The sequence below is a fragment of the Pseudonocardia alaniniphila genome (assembly GCF_022524485.1).
Lineage (GTDB): Bacteria > Actinomycetota > Actinomycetes > Mycobacteriales > Pseudonocardiaceae > Pseudonocardia > Pseudonocardia alaniniphila.
Map to the genome: position 1 here is coordinate 225,714 of NZ_JAKXMK010000009.1, position 18,305 is coordinate 244,018.

Here is an 18,305-nt window from a genome sequence, read left to right on the forward strand (position 1 = left end):
CACAGCGAACCTCGGTGCGTTCCATGATCTGATGAGCAGGCCGGTCACAGGTAGGCGAGTAGCGGCACGCCGCCATCAGCAATGTTGATGTCCCGCCAGAAGCAATGGGAGTTTCAGGTCCTCCGCGACGTCCGGTTACCGTTGCCGAACTCCGCCTCATTGCTGCTCGGAGGAGGGACGATGGTGTCCCAGCGGGATGCTGAGATATCGAAACGCGCTGGTCAGGGTAGTTTCCGCGACGAGTCCGGCCACTCTGCGGCGTCGCAGGTGTCCTCCAGTGCTTTCGAGCCGGATCCGCACTCCACATCGTGATGACCGACCAGCAGGGTCGGCCACCGACCGAATCGGGGACGAGGTGCTCTCGCCGGCGCTCGAGATGCCGGCGGTCGCTTCGCCCCGCGTGACTGCGTACCAGAACTCAACGAGGAGTTGCGCATGGTGCAGGTGTCGGGCCGTCGGTTACGAGCCCTCGGTGCGTTGGTCATGGCGATCAGCCTCATGGTGCTCGCAGGCTGCGGGAGTGCAGGTCCGCCCGCGCCCGGGGAAGGGGGCCGATCCGCGATCGAGGCGGTGAATCCGTTCGGGGGCGATCCAGCGACTGAAGGGACGCCGAAGGCGGGAGGAAGCCTGCGGGTCGGGATGGACCGGGACATCGCGAGCTTCGACCCGACGGTGCAGAACGCGAACCCGGCCGCGTTCGCCGTCTACGACTCGCTGATGAAGCTGACGTCCGACGGCGGCGCCGAGCCCTATCTCGCGCAGTCGATGGACACGCCCGACGGCGGGCTCACCTGGCGCATGACCCTCCGTCCCGGCGTGATGTTCTCCGACGGGACCCCGCTGGACGCGAACGCCGTGATCCTCAACGTGCAGCGACACATCGACAAGCCCACCTCTCCCGCCCGGCTCACCGCGCAGCGCATCGCCTCGATGCGCGCGGTCGATCCGATGACCGTCGAGTTCACACTGGACTCGCCACTGGGCTCGTTCCCCGTCGTGTTCGCGCAGCCGACCTTCACGGGCACCCTCGGGATGATCATCTCCCCGGCCGCGTTGCAGCAGTACGGCGACGACATCGGCCGCCATCCCGTGGGTGCGGGGCCGTTCACGCTCGCCGAGTGGATTCCCGGGTCCCACGTCAAACTCGAACGCAACGGCAGCTACTGGCAGCAGGGCAAGCCGTATCTCGACGAGCTCGAGTTCCGGCCGCTGTCGGACACCGAGAGCCGCTACGCCTCCGTCCAGAACGGCGACGTCGACGTGATCCTCGCGGCCTACAACACCGAACTGGTGCGGGCGCTGCAGGAGCCGAACCTGAACGTGTACTACGGGCCGGGCGACAGCGGTGAGCTGCTGTACTTCAACTTCAATCGGGCCCCCTTCACCGACCGCCGTATGCGTGAGGCGGTGGTCCGAGCTCTCGACCTGCGCGGGCTCAGCGCGAGCCTCTACAACAACCAGCTGGTCACGGCACAGAGCCTCTTCGGCGCCGAAAGCCCGTACCACACCGACGCCGCTACGCAGGCGTGGCCGGCGTTCGACCTGGAGCGGGCCAAGCAGCTCGTCGACGAGTACCGGGCCGAGGGCGGCAGCACCTCGATCACGCTCAAGTCGACGACCGCCCGTGGGCAGTTCGGAGAGTTCGTGCAGGCACAGCTCGCCGCGGTGGGGATCACCGTCGACGTGCAGCTCTACGACCTGGCGCAGTACTCCGCCCAGGTCGTGCAGAGCGGTGACTTCGACCTGACCACGACGGTGAGCTCGTTCGACTCGCCCTATCCGGCGACCGAGCGGCTGTTCGGCAGCGGGGGCAGCGCGAACTACGGGAAGTACTCCAGCCCGCAGGTGGACGCGCTGCTCGCCGAGGCCGCCGGCACTGCTGACGAGGGCGCGCGGACGAAGGCGTACCAGCAGTTGGAGCTGCTGGTGAACCAGGACCTCGCGGTCTGCTGGCTCAGCAGGGCGTACCTCGCGACCGTGACACGCGCCGACGTGAAGGGCGTGGACCGCTACCTCTCGCGCGACATGTTCTACGCGTCCCTGTGGCTGGACCGCAGCGGCTGACCAGCGCGGCCGGAGCTACATGAAGTAGCGGAGGTACACATAGACCCAGGCCATCATCGTGCTGAGGGCGGTGACGACGATTCCGTACCTGGTGAACTGCCAGAACGAGATGCGGTGGCCGGTGCGGGCGGCGATTCCGATGGCGACCACGTTGGCGCTGGCGGCGACGGCGGTGCCGTTGCCGCCGAAGTCGGCGCCGAGTGCGAACGCCCACCAGAGCGCCTGGCCGGTGGCCGGGTCGGGAACCTGTGCGACGAGGCTCTCGACCACGGGGGCCATGGTGGCGACGTAGGGGATGTTGTCGAAGAAGGCGCCGAGGACGGCGGAGCCGAAGATGAGTGCCGTGGCTGCTCCGAACCAGTTGTCGCCCACCATCGTGACGGTCCACGTGCCGACGGTGGCGATGACCCCGGTGTGGACCAGCCCGGCCACCATGACGAACAACCCCATGAAGAACACGAGTGTGGGCCACTCGACCTCGCGCAGGGTGTCGGAGACGTCGGCGCCCGAGACGAGGAGCATCACCCCGGCTCCCACCAGGGCGATGATCGACGGTTCGAGGTGCAGCACGGAGTGCAGCCCGAAGCCGGCGATCACGAGAGCGAGCACGACGAGGCAGCGCACCAACAGGCGGGGATCGGTGATGGCGCGTCGCTCGTTGAGCGTCATCACCTCCGCGACGCGGTCCGGGTTGTACTGGAACGAGCGCCGGAACAGCACCCGCGTGAAGAGCACGAACACGACGAAGACCACGACGACGATCGGCGCCATGTGGACGAGGAAGTCGTTGAACGACAGCCCGGCGCGGCTCCCGATGATGATGTTGGGCGGATCTCCGATCAGCGTCGCGGCGCCGCCGATGTTGGAGGCGAGCACCTCGGCGATGAGGTAGGGCTGCGCCGGGATGCGCAGGCGGTTGCACACCACGACCGTGACCGGGGCGACCAGCATGATCGTGGTGACGTTGTCCAGGAAGGGCGAGGCGATGGCCGTGATGGCCATCAGCATCACCATGAGCCGGTACGGGCGCCCCTGCGACCGCTTGGCCGCCCAGATCGCGAGGAAGTCGAACACCCCGGTCTGCTTGATGATGCCGACGATCACCATCATCCCGAACAGCAGGAAGATGACGTTCCAGTCGATGCCCTCGTGCTCGGAGAAGAACACCTCCGACCCGGGCGTGAGCCCGAGCACGGCCATCGCCCCGGCGGCGATCAGCACGGTCTTGACCTTGTCCGCCTTCTCCGTGGCGATGTAGAAGAACGCGACGACGAAGATGCCCAGGGCGAGGACCGCGGTCATCGCGGGCACCCCGGATGCCGGGCCGTCCGCAGGTCAGCGGGTGGTGGCTTCGGATTCCCGCTGGTCAGCCGCCGGGTTCGGCGGCGGCCAGTGCGCGGAGCAGCCGGTCCAGGGTGATGGCCCCGATGAGAACGCCGGCTCGGTCGACGACCGCGACGAGCGGGCTGCGCAGGCGTGCCATGAGCGCCGCGACCTCCAGCAGCGTCGCCTCCGGCGGCACGGTCGCAGGGCGGGCCGGTGGGCGCGGCAGGCAGTCGCCGACGGTCAGGTCGCCGAGCTCCTGCCAGAACGCGTCCGCGTGTGGCTCGTCGATGGTCCGGACCAGCGCAGGGTCCTCCTGGTGCGTTCTGGGGACCGAGAGCCGCAGGACCTGCGTCCCGGGGAGCACGGTGCGCGGTCTTGACCGCTCGTCGACGATGATCAACCCGGGGAGGTGGGCCTGCGCCATCAGCCGTACCGCGGTGGACACCAGGTCCGCGCTGGTCACGGTGGGCAGCTGCTCGACGATGTCGCCTGCCTTCATGGCGCCGCCCCCTTGCGCTCGGCCCGCCCGCGGCGGGCGATCGCCCGACCCTACGGGGCCTGTGCCCACCCCGAGCGTTGTCACATGCCACCTCCTTGCCTCGATCGCCCGGGTACCTGCCGGGCGCGCGTTCGTCAGCCCCCCGGGCCGGTGAGGTCGGCCAACCGGCGTTCGACCTCGGCGAGCCGATCGGACATCGGACTGCTCCGCAGGAGCTCCGCGAGCTCATCGGCCTCATCGGGCTCGATGACGATGTGTAGCACCGGCTCGTCCGGATCCTCTGCGGGACGACCGGCGTCGTAGATCAGCAGCGACCGCCGGCCCCGGGTGTCGACCAGCACGCCGAAGCGTCGGCCGCCGCGGGTGTGCACGTGGTGCACGGTCCCGACGCCCGGAACCGTGGAACGGGTGATCTCCACTGTGGAAGCCTCGCCTCTCCCGGACGTGGGGTGCACGAGTGGCGGCAGCGGGACGGGTTGAGCGTCCCGCGTATGTCAGACCAGACGTCGGCACGCTCGCGCCCATCTCCGTACCTCCCGTCCCGCTGCCGCCATCCGAGTCTCGGCAGGGCCGGGCCGGCGCACCATCGGGTCCAGCACCCACCTCGGGCCGGGCACTGCATGTAGACCCGGTGACCGCGGTTCGTCCCGATGCGCAGCCGCTGGTGCCCGCCCCGGATGGACGGGAGCACCGCCGGGCGGAGACCCTGCTGCCATGAGCGAGCGCATTGCACGCCTGGCCGCAGGTTCCGGCACGCGCGCGCCGGCCCACGCGCTGTTCCGCCGGCTCGCCCTGATCAATGGCACGGTCTTCACCGTCGGCACGCTCGTGCTGGCGGTCTCCCCGGCCACCGTGTCCTCGCCGGTGCTGCTCACCGAGCTGCCGGTGCTGATCGTCGGCCTGGCACTGATCCTCGCGGCCAACACCCTGCTGGTGCGCCGGAGCCTCGCTCCGCTGGACGCACTGACCGCCCTCATGCAGAGGGTGGATCTGCTGCGTTCCCGCGACCGGCTCGCGGAGCGTGGAAACGGCGACCTCACCCACGTGATCGAGACGTTCAACGCGATGCTCGACCGGCTCGAGACCGAGCGCGATACGAGCAGTGCGGATGCGCTCGCGGCGCAGGAGGGCGAACGGCGGCGCATCGCGCGTGAGCTGCACGACGAGATCGGACAGAGCCTCACCGCGGCGCTCCTGAGCCTGAAGCGCGCGGTCGACCGCGCCCCGGCGGATCTCGCCGAGGAGCTTCACGCGGTGCAGGAGGCTGTCCGCGCGAGCCTCGACGAGGTCAGGCAGGTTGCGCGGCGGCTGCGGCCCGACGTGCTGGAGGACCTCGGTCTGGCCAGCGCGCTCACCGCGCTCGTCACCGAGTTCACGCAGGTCAGCGGCATATCCGTGAAGCGGGTGGCGGACGTGGAGCTGCCCGTGCTGAGCAGCGAGGTCGAGCTCGTCCTCTTCCGGATCACCCAGGAGAGCCTCACGAACGTCGCCCGCCACGCCCATGCGACCCACGTGGAGCTTGCCGTGCACGCCACCCCGGAGGCGGTCACCCTCCGCGTCACCGACGACGGGCGCGGCGGCGTGCTCCACGAGGGCGCCGGAATCCGCGGGATGCGCGAGCGTGCCCTGCTCATCGGCGCCGACCTGACCATCACCACACCGAACGGCGGCGGCACCGACGTGCGACTCGTCGTGCCCACCGTCACCCAGCAGAGGCGGAACCCGTGAACTCCTCGAAGACCCGGATCCTGCTCGCCGACGATCATGCGCTGGTCCGACGGGGGTTGCGGCTGATCCTCGACGCCGAACCCGACCTCATGGTCGTGGCGGAGGCGTCCGACGGTGCGGAGGCCGTGCAGATCGTCGCCGCCTCGGCCGGTGCCGCCTCGGCTGATGGCCCCGACCTCGCGATCCTCGACATCGCGATGCCGCGGATGACCGGCATCCAGGCCGCCAGGGAGATCTCACGCCGGGCCCCGGGCATCCGGATCCTGATGCTGTCGATGTACGACAACGAGCAGTACTTCTTCGAATCCCTCAAGGCGGGCGCATCCGGCTACGTGCTCAAGTCGGTGGCCGATCGCGACCTGCTCGAGGCCTGCCGTGCGGCGATGCGCGGCGAGCCCTTCCTCTACCCCGGAGCGATCACCGCGCTCATCCGCGACTACCTGCAGCGCAGCCGGCAGGGCGACCGCCTCCCCGACACCATCCTCACCCCGCGCGAGGAGGAGATCGTCAAGCTCATCGCGGAAGGGCACTCGTCCAAGGAGATCGCCGAGACGCTCGTGATCAGCAGCAAGACCGTCGACCGGCACCGTGCCAACATCCTGCAGAAACTCGGTATGCGCGATCGGCTCGACCTCACCCGTTACGCCATCCGCGCAGGCCTCGTCGAACCGTGACCCGGTCCCGCTGCATGCCACAGGACGCGGAGATGGGTGTCGGACCCGATGGCCACCCGCATCCCGCCGCGCCAGGCTGACGGGAGCACTCCTGCCCGGGAGGACGTGACCACGAGAGGGCTGCACATGGACACCCACGCGCTGGTCGCCGCGCTCGGTCCGGATGCGTCCGCGGCCGTGCACGGGTATCGGCTGGAGGTCATGGTGGAGGCGGGGCGGCGCGATCTGCGCCTGGCCGACGAGCTGGTGGCAGACCTCGGACGGCTGTTGGCCGAGCGCGGCAGGCCCGACCCGCTCGAGATCCGCCTGACGTTCCTGCATTGCCCGGGCCGGCCGGAGCTCGCCGGCCGGACACTGCGCTGGTGCCCGTCGCACGGGTGGTCCTCGTCTCACCGCGTTGCGAGCGCCGCCCTGAGCCACTTCGCCGGCTCCCGGCCATCCGCGTTGGACCTCGTGCCCACCTCCGCCGAGGTCCTGGACTGGGCGACGAGCGGCTTCGATGGGCCGTCCGTTCCGCCGACGGGTGTCGATCTCGACGACGACCCGCGGGCGATCCGGCGCCTCCTGACCCACGCCCACCCGCTCAGTTCCCGCTCTCGGGCCGGGCGACGAGCGGACAGCGGGATCGCGACCGAGGAGGAATAACGGATGGATCCGTGGATCCTCTGGCTCACCGGCGCCGTGGTGCTGGGTGTTGCCGAGGCCTTCACCCTGACCGCGGTCTCCGGGCTGCTCGCCGGCGCATCGCTCGTCACGGCGGTGGTGGCGGCCGCCGGGCTGCCGGTGCCCCTGCAGGTGATCGTCTTCGCGGTGGCCGCCACGGCCGGGATCGTCGTCCTCCGCCGGGCGGCCGCCCGGCACGGTCCCCGCGTCGACGAGGTCCGCTTCGGGGTGGACGCGCTCCCCGGTCGCACCGGCTACGTCGTGGACGCCGTGACGGGGCGGGCCGGAACCGTCCGCATCGGCGGCGAGGACTGGACGGCCCGCGCCCTCGACGAGACCGGCACGATCCCCGTGGGGCGGGCCGTGGACGTCATCCGGATCGATGGCGCGACGGCCGTCGTGCATGCGCGGGAGTGACCATGGGCCTTCCGCCGCTGCTCGCCGCCGGGCTGCTCGTCGCCCTGCTCGTGGTCGTGACCGTCGTGCGGGCGGTGCGCATCGTGCCGCAGGCGCGTGCCCGCAACGTCGAGCGGCTGGGGCGTTACCACCGGACGCTGCAGCCCGGCCTGAGCATCGTCATCCCCTACGTCGACCGGGTGCACCCGCCCATCGACCTGCGCGAGCAGGTCGTGTCGTTCGCCCCGCAACCGGTGATCACCGAGGACAACCTCGTGGTGGAGATCGACACCGTGCTCTACTTCCAGGTGACCGACCCCCGGTCGGCCGCCTACGAGATCGCCGACCATCTGCGGGCCGTCGAGCACCTCACCGTCACCACCCTGCGCAACGTCGTGGGGTCGATGGACCTGGAGCGCGCGCTCACCTCCCGCGACAGCATCAACTCCCAGCTGCGCACCGTGCTCGACGACGCCACCGGGAAGTGGGGCCTGCGCGTCAACCGGGTCGAGATCAAGGCGATCGACCCCCCGGTCAGCATCACGGACGCGATGGAGAAGCAGATGCGCGCCGAACGGAACAAACGCGCGACGATCCTGACCGCCGAAGGCGACAAGCAGGGCGCCATCCTCCGCGCGGAGGGCGAACGCGCGGCGGCGATCCTCAAGGCGGAGGGTCGCGCCCGCGAGATCGACGAGGTGTTCCAGGCCGTGCACCGCAACAATCCCGACCCGAACCTGCTCGCGTACCAGTACCTGCAAGTGCTTCCGCAGCTCGCTCAGGGGCCGGGCTCCACGTTCTGGATGGTCCCCACCGAGGTCACCGCCGCCTTGACGGCCGTCTCGCGGGCGTTCGGCGACGGCGCGGGGGAGGCCACCGGGGCGGCCGGCCGCGTAGCCGCCCGCGACGGTTCCGAGGTCGCGCGTCCCGGTGGGAGAAGCGCGCGGCAGTAGCCCGGGGCCGCGGGCCGGGTAGGGTTTCGGTTTCGCCTGGTCTGGGGGCGGATGTCGGGAGGTGGGCGCGTGGGGCAGCAGGCCGCGCTCGTCCGTCGCCTTCTCGGTTCATTGCTGGCGCTGCTCGCAGCGCTCGTCCTCACGGCCGCGGCCCTGCCCACCGCGCACTCGGAAGAGCCAAGTGCGCCGGCGCCGCCCGCGCCCGCCGCACTCGGCTGGGGTGTCGACCAGACGCCGCCCGGCGACGCCACGGTGCGTATCGGTCGCGTCCCGATCGCGTGCACCGCGATCGGCAGTCACCCGGCGGTCGAACCCGTTTCGCCTGTGCCCGTCGCGCCGGCGGCGTGTTCCCACGCTCCCGTGCGCGGCACGATCTCCCAGCGGACGGGCGAGTCCACCGCGATACCGGGGCGGGCGCCGCCGGCCGGGGATCAGCCGACGTTCTGATCCCCTGGCCGCACGCCTCTGCGCGGTGGCCCTGTTCCGAGGACCCGTGTGCCCCGATCCGTAGTGGTGCGCGCCCTGGTGGCGCTCGCCGTGCTCGTCCCGTCCATCTGGTCGGCCGTGACCCTCCGCCCGACCCTTGGCCTCGATCTGCGCGGCGGCACGCAGATCGTGCTGGAGACCCGCGACGCGCCCGGAACCGTGGCCGACGCCGCGGCCACCGACCGTGTGCTCGGCGTGCTCCGTGATCGCGTCGACGGCCTCGGCGTCGCCGAGCCTTCACTGTCGCGCTCGGGGGAGCGGCGCATCGTCGTCGAGCTGCCCGGCGTGCAGGACCCTGCGGAGGCGGCTGACGTCCTGGGCCGCACCGCGCAGCTGACGATCCATCCCGTGCTCGGCGCGGCGAGTCCCGGCACCGCCCGGATCCTGCCGGACGAGGACGGAACGGCGCTGGCCCTCGGCCCGCCCGCCCTGGCAGGTGAGGACGTCTCCGGGGCCCGTGCCTCCACCGGAACACCCGGCGTCATCGGATCGGTGGTGGAGGTCGCGTTCGCGGGGGAGGGACGGCAGCGCTGGCAGCAGCTCACCGCACAGGCGGCGTGCGCGCCGTCGGGTGATCCGGCCCGTCGTATCGCGATCGTGCTCGACGATCGCGTGATCTCCTCCCCGCAGCTCGATCCGTCGATCGCCTGTGGAGCCGGGATCCCCGGCGGCTCGACGCAGATCACGGGGTCGTTCAGCCGGGAACAGGCCGGCGATCTCGCCGTGCTCATCTCCGGGGGAGCGCTGCCGGTGCCGGTCGAGATCATCGAACAGCGGACGGTGGGTCCGACGCTCGGCGCGGCCGCGATCGAGGCCAGCGCGGTGGCCGCGGCGATCGGGGTGGCGCTGACCGGCGTGTTCCTGATGACGGTCTATCGGCTCGTCGGACTGGCCGCCGTGCTCGCGCTGGCCGCGTACGTGGTGATCAGCTATGCGGGCCTCACCGCGTTGGGCGCGACCCTGACGTTGCCGGGGCTCGCGGGCTTCGTGCTCGCGATCGGGATGGCCGTCGACGCGAACGTGCTGGTGGCGGAACGGGCCCGCGAGGAGTACCAGCGCGTACGGCGGCTGGACCGGGCCGCCGAGATCGGCTACCGCAGCGCGTTGCCCGCCGTGGCCGACTCGGCCGTCACGACGCTGCTCGCCGGCGGCCTGCTCTTCGGCCTCGCATCCGGGCCGGTGCGCGGGTTCGGGGTGACCCTGACGCTCGGCGTGCTCGTCTCGCTGTTCTCCGCGCTCGTGCTGTCCCGGATGCTGACGATCTGGCTCGTGCGCCGGCGGTGGATACGGCAGCGGCCCGCGTGGTCGGGGCTCGCCTCGCTCGGACCCGTGCGCACCTGGCTCGGGCGCCGTGACCCCGACCTGCTGCGCCGGCACCGGCGGTTGCTGGTCTGCTCGGGGATCGTCGTCCTGCTCGCGCTCGCCGGGGTCGTGGCCCGCGGGCTGGAGTTCGGCGTCGAGTTCACCGGGGGCCGTGCGGTCGAGTTCTCGACGGCCCGGCCGTTGGCGCCCGAGGCTGCGCGCGAGGCCGTCGCCGACGCCGGGTTCCCCACCCTCGCCGTGCAGGCCACCGGGTCGGGCGGGCTGTCGGTCCGCAGCGGTGATCTGACGGACGAGGACGTCGCCGCCGTGCGCGGAGCGCTGGCGGATGCGGCGGGTGGTGCCGAGTTGCTGCGCGACGAGCGGATCGGCCCGAGCCTCGGCGAGGAACTCCGCCGGGGCGCCCTCATCGCGCTCGGGGTGGCGCTCGCCGCGCAGCTGATCTACCTGGCCGTCCGCTTCCGCTGGGTGTTCAGCGTGGGTGCGGTCGTCGCGCTGATGGCCAACGTGACCGTGGTCGTCGGGGTGTTCGCGTGGTGGGGCAGGCCGGTGGACGGGGTGTTCCTGGCGGCGCTGCTCACCGTGATCGGCTACACCGTGAACGACTCGGTGGTCGTGTTCGACCGCGTCCGCGAGGGCTGGACGACCGAACACGGCCCGGCCCTACGCAGGCTCGTCGGGGCGGCGGTGCTGGCGACGCTTCCCCGCACCGTCAACACCGGTGTGTCCACCCTGGTGATCCTCGCGGCGCTGCTCGTGCTCGGCGGCGACACGCTCGTCGACTTCGCCCTCGCGCTGCTCGTGGGCATCGTCGTCGGCACGGCGTCGACGATCAGCGTGGCGGCTCCCCTCGCGATCGAGTTGCAGCGCGGGAGCCGACGGCCGGCACCTCGGCGTCCGGTCGCGCGGCGCCGCAGCACGGGAGCCGTGCTGTGACGGCGCCCGGGCCATCGGGCCCACGTGCACAGGCACCGGTGGGCGCGGCCTACCGGCCCGAGCTGCAGGGACTGCGCGCGCTAGCCGTTGGCCTCGTCGTGATCTACCACGTGTGGATCGACAGGGTGTCCGGCGGCGTCGACGTCTTCTTCCTGCTCACGGGGTTCCTGCTCACCGGAGGGCTGGTGCGGGCCGCGGAACGGGGTGTGCTCGACGTCAGGCTGCAGTGGAGCCGGACGCTGCGCCGACTGATCCCGGCGGCATCCGTCGTGCTCGTGGCGACGGTAGTGCTGAGCATCGCCGTGCTACCGCAAGGGCGCTGGGCGCAGACGATCCGGGAGATCGCCGCCGCGGCGCTGTTCATGGAGAACTGGCAGTTGGCAGCCGACTCGGTCGACTATGCCGCCCGCACCAACATGACCAGCGTGGTGCAGCACTTCTGGTCGCTGTCCATCCAGGGCCAGGTCTTCCTCCTGTGGCCGCTCCTGGTCGCGGTCGTCGCGGTCAGCTGCGTCGGCTCCCCGGCCCGGCTGCGTCCCCGGATGACCGCCGCTCTGGCGAGCCTGTTCGTCGCCTCCCTCGCGTACTCGGCAGAGCTGACGATCACGAACCAGCCACTCGCGTACTTCCACACCCTCACCCGGCTCTGGGAGTTCGCTCTCGGCGGGCTGCTCGCCCTCACCATCGACCGGATCGCGCTCTCGCCGCGCGCACGGATCGCGGCCGGGTGGCTCGGCGTCGTCGGCCTCGTGGCGTGTGGCGCGGCCATCCCGGTCGCGGACGTGTTCCCCGGCGTCGCTGCGCTGTGGCCCACCGGCTGCGCCGCGCTCGTGCTCGTCGCCGGCCGGACCGGTTCACGCGCAGGCGCCGACCGGCTGCTTGCCCTCGGTGCCGCCCGCTACCTCGGCGACATCAGCTACTCCCTCTACCTCTGGCACTGGGTGCTGCTCGTCGCGTACCTGGCAGTCACCGGCGAGCAGACGGTCGGTCCGGGCGGCGGTGCCGCCGTGATCCTCACCTCGCTCGGGCTCGCCGCCCTCACCCATCACCTCGTCGAACGACCGGTGCTGCGCCGGCAGGCCGATGGGCGAACCGGATACCGGATCGCCGCGGCCGGCACCACGGCGGTGCTCCTCGTGGCAGTCACCTGGCAGGTCGTCGGGGTCCGGCCACCGGAGCCTGACGCGATGGCGGGCGACGCCGCTCACCCCGGCGCGACGGCCCTGCGCACCGGCGCCGTGGAACCGGCGCCGCTGCTCCCCCCGCCCGTCTCGATCTACGACGACTGGGTGCGTATCGAGCACTGGGACTGCAGGTCCATGGCCGCCTTCCCCATGAACACGTGCACCCTGCCGGCGACCGAGCCGCCCGCCCGGCGGGTGGTCCTCGTCGGCGACTCCCACGTCCAACAGCTCTCCGGCGCGCTCGTGCCGATCGCCCAGCAGAGCAACTGGCAGCTCACCGCGATCATCCGCGGGGCCTGCCCGTTCTCCACCGCCTCGGAGGTGGTCGCCGATGAAGCCGACTGCCTGGCCTGGAACGCCGCCGCGATGGACGAGATCCTCGCCATGCACCCCGACACCGTCATCACGCTCGCCAGCCGCGACGCGCGCGCCGGGCTGACGGAGAAGACGCCGCCCGGGTTCGTGGACCAGTGGCGCAGGCTCGACGCTGCCGGGATCGCCGTGGTGGCGCTGCGCGACACGCCCCGGTTCGCCCACTCCGTTCCCGACTGCGTGCAGACCCGGCCCGACGACCTCGACTCCTGCGGGATCGCCCGCGCCGACGTCTACACCCCGGCTCCACCGTGGACCCTGCTGCCGGACGTCCCGTCGAACGTCACGTTCATCGACACCGCCGACGCCGTCTGCGACCCCGAGCGCTGCCCGGCCGTGATCGGGAACGTCCTGGTCTACATGGACGACAACCACCTCAGCGCCACCTACAGCACTACGATGGCCGGCCTGCTCGCCGACCCGCTCCACGCAGCCGTCGAGCGATGACGATCAGCGACTGCCCGACCAGGCCGCCCACAGCTGTGCGTAACGCCCGCCTGCGGCGACCAGCTCGTCATGCGTGCCGTGTTCGACGACCCGACCGGAGTCGAGCACGACGACGGTGTCGGCCGTGGCTGCCTGGGTGAGCCGGTGGGCCACGAGCAACCCGGTCCGCCCGGCGGTCGCACGTCGTGCCGCGACCTCCAGCACCCGGGCGCCCGCGCTGCCGGCTTCGGCCGTGGCCTCGTCGAGAATCGCGACGGGCCGGTCGGCGAGCACCAGCCGCGCGAGCGCCAGTTGCTGAGCCTGCACGACGGTCAGGGTGTGGCCACCGGCACCGACCACCGTGTCGAGACCATCGGGCAGCGCCTTCGCCCACCCGAGCGCGTCGACGGCGGCGAGTGCGTCGTGTAGTTCGTCGGTGGTCGCATCGGGCTTGGCCAGCTTCAGGTCATCGGCGAGTGGTCCGGCGAAGACGTGCACCTCCTGGGTGATCAGGGCGACCGTCTGCCGGACGATGGCGGGCCCCTGCTCGCGCAGCGCCGCCCCGCCGATCCGGACGACACCGCGCGTGGGGGCGTGCACCCCGGCCACCAGCTTGGCCAGCGTGGTCTTGCCCGCGCCGCTCGCCCCCACCAGGGCCACCCTCCGCCCGGGTGCGATGTCGAGGTCGACGGCATCGAGCACGTCGTGGCCGTCGACATAGGCGTGGCCGAGCGCGGTGGTGTGCACGCGCCCATCGGCCGGGTGGACGGGCCGGCTGGGCTGCTGTTCGCCGGGCAGGTCGGCGACCCCGATGATCCGGGCCAGGCTCGCCGCGGCCGACTGCACGGTGTCGAGCAGGAACAGGACCTGGTTGACGGGGCCGAAGAGGTTGATGAAGTAGAGCGCTGCGGCGCTCGCCGTGCCGATGGACACGACGTTGCCGCGGACCAGCAGGAACCCGGTGGTCAGCACCGCGGCCACGCCGATGAACTCGGCCAGGTTGAGCCGCCCGAAGAACCCGGTCTGGAGACGGACGACCCGCAGCGCAATCTGCACCACGTCCTCCGAGCGCGAGCGCACCCGGTCGGCGTGCTCACCGCGCAGCCGGAACGCGCGGACGGTGGGGGCCCCGCTGATCGTGTCGAGGAGCTGCTGCTGTTGTGCTCCGCCGGCGACCCGCTCCTGCGCGTAGAGCGATGTGGAGCGGCGCAGATACCAGCGCGCGGTCAGGACCTGGACCGGCACGGCGCACAGCGCCGCCACCATGAAGCGCCAGTCCAGGACCGCCAGCCCGACCAGCGTGAGGGCGATGATCAGCGCTGACCGGGCGAACTCCGGAACGGCCTCCCGCACGGCCTCGCCGACCTGCGCGACGTCGGACGTGACGCGAGACGTCAGGTCGCCCGAGCCGGCCGCCTCGATCCGTTCCAGGGGCAGCCCGATCGCGCGTTCCACGAACCGTTCGCGCAGCTGCGCCAGCATGCTCTCGCCGACCCGCGCGACCAGGGCGATGCCCAGAACCGCCAGCAGACCCTGGGCCACCGCGACGACGACGAGCAGAAGCACCGGACCGTAGAGCGTGTCCGGTGGGTTGCGGGCGGCGACCAGGTCGACGATGCGGCCCAGCAGTGGCGCGGCGACCAGGCTCACCGCAGCGCCGGCGACCAGCGCCGCTGCCGCGGCCGCCGCGACGGCCCACCGCGGCCGCAGCAGCTCTCCGAGAGTGGCGCGAATCCGGCTGGTGGTGGCGGTGGGCAGGAGGTCTCGCGCCGTGGGGTCGGTTGGTGCACTCACGCCAGCACCAGCGCGCGGTAGTCGTCGCGGGCCAGCAGTTCGGTGTGGGTACCGGCGCCGGTGACCACCCCGTCGTCGAGCACCACGACCCGGTCGGTCACGGCGAGCAGCGCCGGGCTGGTGGTGAGCACGACCGTCGTACGACCCCGGCGCACCTCGCGCAGACCGGAGGCGATCCGGGCTTCGGTGACCGGGTCCACCGCCGTGGTGGGGTCGTGCAGCACGAGCACCGGAGCGTCCACCGCCAGTGCTCTCGCGAGCGCGAGGCGCTGGCGCTGTCCGCCCGAGAGCGAGCGGCCCTGCTCGGTGACGGGGGTGTCGATGCCCGCCGGTAGCGCGTCGGCCACCTGGTCGGCCTGCGCCGCCGCCATCGCCGGGGCGAGGTCCCGGTCGGGCGGCGCATCGGCCCGCACGTTCTCGGCCACGGAGCCGGCGAAGAGCTGGGCGTCGTGCATGGCCACGAGGACCGTCGCTCTCGCGGTGTCGGGCGGGTAGTCGGCCAGTGGCACGCCGTCGAGCTCGACGTCGCCCTTCGCGTCGACCTCGCGCCCGAGACAGGCGAGCAGGTCGACGGCGGCGGCAGGGTCCGACGCCACCACGCCCAGCAGCTCACCCGGTGAGACGTCGAACTCGACGCCGTTCAGGCTGCCGTGGTGAAGATCACGGACCGCCAGCGCGCCGGGGACGTGCGCGGGCAGGGTCCTCGATCCGTCGCGCACGGCGGGAGCCGTGGCGAGCACCTCCGCGATGCGGGTGGCGGACGCGCGGGCCTGCGCGAACTTCCCGTTGACCCAGCCGAAGATCTGCAGCGGTTCGACGAGGAACTGCGCCAGCCCCACGGCCGCGACGAGCCCGCCGATGCTGATCTCGCCCGCGGTGGCCAACCGGCCCCCGACCAGCGCGATGAGCGCGAGGAACAGCCCGTTCGCGGCCAGCACCGCGCCCTCGTACCAGGCCTGTGCGTTGGTGGCCCGCAGCGTGGCGGTGAGCGCGTCGCGGCTCGTGCCGGTGTAGCGGCGCACCGCCGCAGGCTCGGCGCCGATGCCCTTCAACACCCGTACCCCCGTGACGAGGTCGGCGGCCACGCCCGAGGCGTGCGCGGCGCGTTCCTGCTCCGGTCCGCTGCGTCGCTCGAGCGGTCGCCCGAGCAGTCTCACCAGCACGAGCAGCAGCGGCGTGCCGAGAAGGACGAGCAGCCCTAGTGGCACCGAGATCCGCAGCAGCGAGACCGTGGCCACCACCAGCGCCGCCGTGCTGGCGATCCCCAGCGGGAGCGCGAAGTTGACCATGCCGACGCGCTTGGTGTCGGACGTGGCGATCGCCGCGAGAGCGCCGGGAAGCCTGCCCACCTCGGCGCCGCCGCGCGGGTCGAGCACGCGGGCGGTGACCATCAGCCGCAGGCGTTGATCAGCGCGGACATCCCCCAGCCAGGCCTGGCGCGCCCCCCACCGGTAGCTGAACGACAGCATCGCGAAGTCGAGCCCCAGCACCAGTAGCCAGAAGGCGAGCGCCCCAGGGTCACCGGTGGTGATCGCTTCGTCGATGATCACGCCGACCAGCACCGGGACCAGGGCCTCGCCTGCCTGGTGGCCGCAGAGGAACAGCGCTGCGGCGCTGACGTGTCGCCGGAACGCGCCGACGGAACCGGTCAGCACAGCACGGCTGCCGGAGCGAGATCGAGGCATCGGATCCTTCTTCTCGACTTTGTAAGGTTTGCCTAGCCATACTCACCGTGCCGCCGCGGGGGCTACGACTCGGGGCGGGTGTCGAGGGGGCTGGAGGGGGAGCCGGGGAAGATCACGGACATCACCTCTTGAACTTAGGCTAGCCTCACGTAAGAGTACAAATGGGTCACTTTGGTACCGCCGAAGAGAGGACGACGATGCCGCAAGAGGTACCGCCCCCGAGTGCAGTTCACGATCTCGTCGGGGTCGGGTTCGGGCCGTCGAACCTCGGGTTGGCGATCGCGCTCGACGAGCAGGAATCCGGCCTGACGACCAGGTTCGTCGAGCGCCAGGAGGGTTTCGGCTGGCATCGCGGGATGTTGCTCGAGGACGCGACGATGCAGATCTCGTTCCTCAAGGATCTGGTCACGCTGCGCAATCCGGTGAGCGGCTTCAGTTTCCTGTCCTACCTGCAGGATCGTGGCCGGCTCGTCGATTTCATCAACTACGGCAGCTCGTTCCCGACCCGTCTGGAGTTCCACGACTACCTGGAATGGGCGGCGGCCTCGTTCGCCGACCGGGTCGACTACGGCACATCGGTCGAGCGCATCGAGCTGGTGGCCGACAACCCGGATCTGCTCGACGTCCACACCTCGCGCGGCACCGTGCTGCGCACCCACAACATCGTGCTCGCCACGGGGCTCGTGCCACACCTACCGACGGGGGTGCACGGCGGCGACCGCGTGTGGCACAGCAGCGAGCTGCTCACCCGGATCGGCTCGCTCGCCCACCCGCAGCGGGTGGTCGTCGTCGGGGCGGGGCAGAGCGCGGCCGAGGCCGTGGATCACCTGCACCGATCGTTCCCCGACGCCGAGGTCTGCGCGGTCTTCAGCCGCTACGGCTACAGCCCGGCCGACGACAGCTCCTTCGCCAACCGTGTGTTCGACCCGGATGCCGTCGACGCATTCTTCGGCGCGCCCGCCGAGGTCAAGGACCTCATCATGGGCTACCACGGCAACACCAACTACTCCGTGGTGGACCCCGAACTCATCGAGGCGCTCTACCGGCGCCACTACCACGAGAAGGTCAGCGGCCGGGAGCGCTTGCGGTTCCTCAACGTGAGCAGGGTCGCCGACGCCATACAGATCGACGGGCGCGTCGAGCTGGCGGTCGAGTCGATGCTCGACGGCAGCCGCGAGGTGCTGACCGCGGACCTGGTCGTCTACGCCACCGGCTACCGGCCGTCGGACCCCTGCGCGTTGCTCGGGGAGGTGGCCGAACACTGCCGGCGGGATGCGGTCGGCGGGTTGGAGATCGGCCGCGACTACCGGGTGTCGACCGGCCCGGAGATCACCGCGGGCGTCTACGTGCAGGGGCCCACCGAACACACGCACGGACTCTCGTCGACCCTGCTGTCGAACGTCTCCGTACGCGCCGGCGAGATCGCCGCGTCGATCGCTGCCCGTGTGACGTCCCCTGCACCGCGGCTGGCCGACTCCAGCCGGCGCGCCTGAGCGCCCCGCCGCCCGTCACCCCTGATCGAGAGGAGACACGCATGTCCACCAACCCCTTCGACGACGAGGACGGCACCTTCTACGCGCTCGTCAACGACGAGGGCCAGTACTCACTCTGGCCCACGTTCGTGCCGGTCCCGGCCGGCTGGACCGTGACACACGGGCCGGGTGCCCGGCGGGAGTGCCTCGACCACATCGAGGAGCACTGGACCGACATGCGGCCGCGCAGCCTGGCGATGGCGATGGACGAACCCGCCGACGCCGGCCGTTCCGACTGAGCTCCGGCTCGTCCCGCACACCTCCTCA

At 71.5% G+C, this 18,305-nt stretch carries 15 protein-coding genes and 1 pseudogene; 11 read left to right on the top strand and 5 right to left on the bottom strand.

Annotation, left to right across the window (positions count from 1 at the left end; genetic code table 11):
* Positions 1-435 precede the first annotated feature (435 nt).
* Positions 436-2,064 (top strand): ABC transporter substrate-binding protein, encoded by a 1,629-nt coding sequence (locus MMF94_RS12240; protein ID WP_241036484.1) that lies wholly within the window; start codon positions 436-438, stop codon positions 2,062-2,064.
* Positions 2,065-2,079: 15 nt separating this feature from the next.
* Here the strand turns inward: MMF94_RS12240 and MMF94_RS12245 are convergent, their stop codons facing one another.
* The 3 genes from MMF94_RS12245 to MMF94_RS12255 all read right to left on the bottom strand — a co-directional run bounded on the left by MMF94_RS12245 (position 2,080) and on the right by MMF94_RS12255 (position 4,308).
* A complete protein-coding gene (locus MMF94_RS12245) occupies positions 2,080-3,366 on the bottom strand; it encodes an ArsB/NhaD family transporter (RefSeq protein ID WP_241036485.1) in 1,287 nt (428 codons plus the stop codon).
* Between the two features lie 64 nt (positions 3,367-3,430).
* Positions 3,431-3,889 (bottom strand): CBS domain-containing protein, encoded by a 459-nt coding sequence (locus MMF94_RS12250; protein ID WP_241036486.1) that lies wholly within the window; start codon positions 3,887-3,889, stop codon positions 3,431-3,433.
* Positions 3,890-4,023: 134 nt separating this feature from the next.
* Positions 4,024-4,308 carry a cation:proton antiporter regulatory subunit gene (locus MMF94_RS12255; RefSeq protein WP_241036487.1) on the bottom strand — a complete coding sequence of 95 codons (285 nt, stop codon included), beginning with the start codon at positions 4,306-4,308 and terminating at the stop codon, positions 4,024-4,026.
* 295 nt (positions 4,309-4,603) lie between these two features.
* Here MMF94_RS12255 and MMF94_RS12260 point away from each other — a divergent pair, with 295 nt between their 5' ends.
* The 8 genes and pseudogenes from MMF94_RS12260 to MMF94_RS12295 all read left to right on the top strand — a co-directional run bounded on the left by MMF94_RS12260 (position 4,604) and on the right by MMF94_RS12295 (position 13,048).
* Positions 4,604-5,617: a sensor histidine kinase gene (locus tag MMF94_RS12260; protein ID WP_241036488.1), complete on the top strand. Its 1,014-nt coding sequence runs from the start codon at positions 4,604-4,606 to the stop codon at positions 5,615-5,617.
* The gene (locus MMF94_RS12265) at positions 5,614-6,291 is read left to right on the top strand and encodes a response regulator (protein WP_241036489.1); all 678 of its coding nucleotides are present in this window, start codon (positions 5,614-5,616) and stop codon (positions 6,289-6,291) included. The genes MMF94_RS12260 and MMF94_RS12265 overlap by 4 nt, the downstream gene beginning before the upstream one ends.
* 36 nt (positions 6,292-6,327) lie before the next feature.
* Positions 6,328-6,936 (top strand): hypothetical protein, encoded by a 609-nt coding sequence (locus MMF94_RS12270; protein ID WP_241036490.1) that lies wholly within the window; start codon positions 6,328-6,330, stop codon positions 6,934-6,936.
* A gap of 3 nt (positions 6,937-6,939) precedes the next feature.
* Positions 6,940-7,371 carry an NfeD family protein gene (locus MMF94_RS12275; protein WP_241036491.1) on the top strand — a complete coding sequence of 144 codons (432 nt, stop codon included), beginning with the start codon at positions 6,940-6,942 and terminating at the stop codon, positions 7,369-7,371.
* A gap of 2 nt (positions 7,372-7,373) precedes the next feature.
* A pseudogene (locus tag MMF94_RS12280) lies at positions 7,374-8,207 on the top strand (SPFH domain-containing protein); the annotation flags it as partial.
* Between the two features lie 165 nt (positions 8,208-8,372).
* The gene (locus tag MMF94_RS12285) at positions 8,373-8,750 is read left to right on the top strand and encodes a hypothetical protein (RefSeq protein ID WP_241036492.1); all 378 of its coding nucleotides are present in this window, start codon (positions 8,373-8,375) and stop codon (positions 8,748-8,750) included.
* Between the two features lie 48 nt (positions 8,751-8,798).
* Positions 8,799-11,045: a protein translocase subunit SecD gene (secD, locus tag MMF94_RS12290; RefSeq protein ID WP_241036493.1), complete on the top strand. Its 2,247-nt coding sequence runs from the start codon at positions 8,799-8,801 to the stop codon at positions 11,043-11,045.
* A complete protein-coding gene (locus MMF94_RS12295) occupies positions 11,042-13,048 on the top strand; it encodes an acyltransferase family protein (RefSeq protein ID WP_241036494.1) in 2,007 nt (668 codons plus the stop codon). Before secD ends, MMF94_RS12295 begins: the two co-directional genes overlap by 4 nt.
* A gap of 3 nt (positions 13,049-13,051) precedes the next feature.
* Here MMF94_RS12295 and MMF94_RS12300 read toward each other — a convergent pair whose 3' ends face one another.
* On the bottom strand, positions 13,052-14,821 hold the full coding sequence (locus MMF94_RS12300; RefSeq protein ID WP_241036495.1) for an ABC transporter ATP-binding protein: 1,770 nt from the start codon (positions 14,819-14,821) through the stop codon (positions 13,052-13,054).
* Positions 14,818-16,506 (bottom strand): ABC transporter ATP-binding protein, encoded by a 1,689-nt coding sequence (locus MMF94_RS12305; protein ID WP_241036496.1) that lies wholly within the window; start codon positions 16,504-16,506, stop codon positions 14,818-14,820. The genes MMF94_RS12300 and MMF94_RS12305 overlap by 4 nt, the downstream gene beginning before the upstream one ends.
* A 197-nt stretch (positions 16,507-16,703) precedes the next feature.
* On the opposite strand from MMF94_RS12305, the gene MMF94_RS12310 reads away from it, so the two are divergent.
* Complete coding sequence (locus MMF94_RS12310) at positions 16,704-17,999, top strand: lysine N(6)-hydroxylase/L-ornithine N(5)-oxygenase family protein (protein ID WP_241036497.1); 1,296 nt, start codon at positions 16,704-16,706, stop codon at positions 17,997-17,999.
* Between the two features lie 41 nt (positions 18,000-18,040).
* Entirely contained in the window at positions 18,041-18,277 is a 237-nt protein-coding gene (locus MMF94_RS12315; protein WP_241036498.1) for an MbtH family protein, read from the top strand.
* Positions 18,278-18,305: the final 28 nt, after the last annotated feature.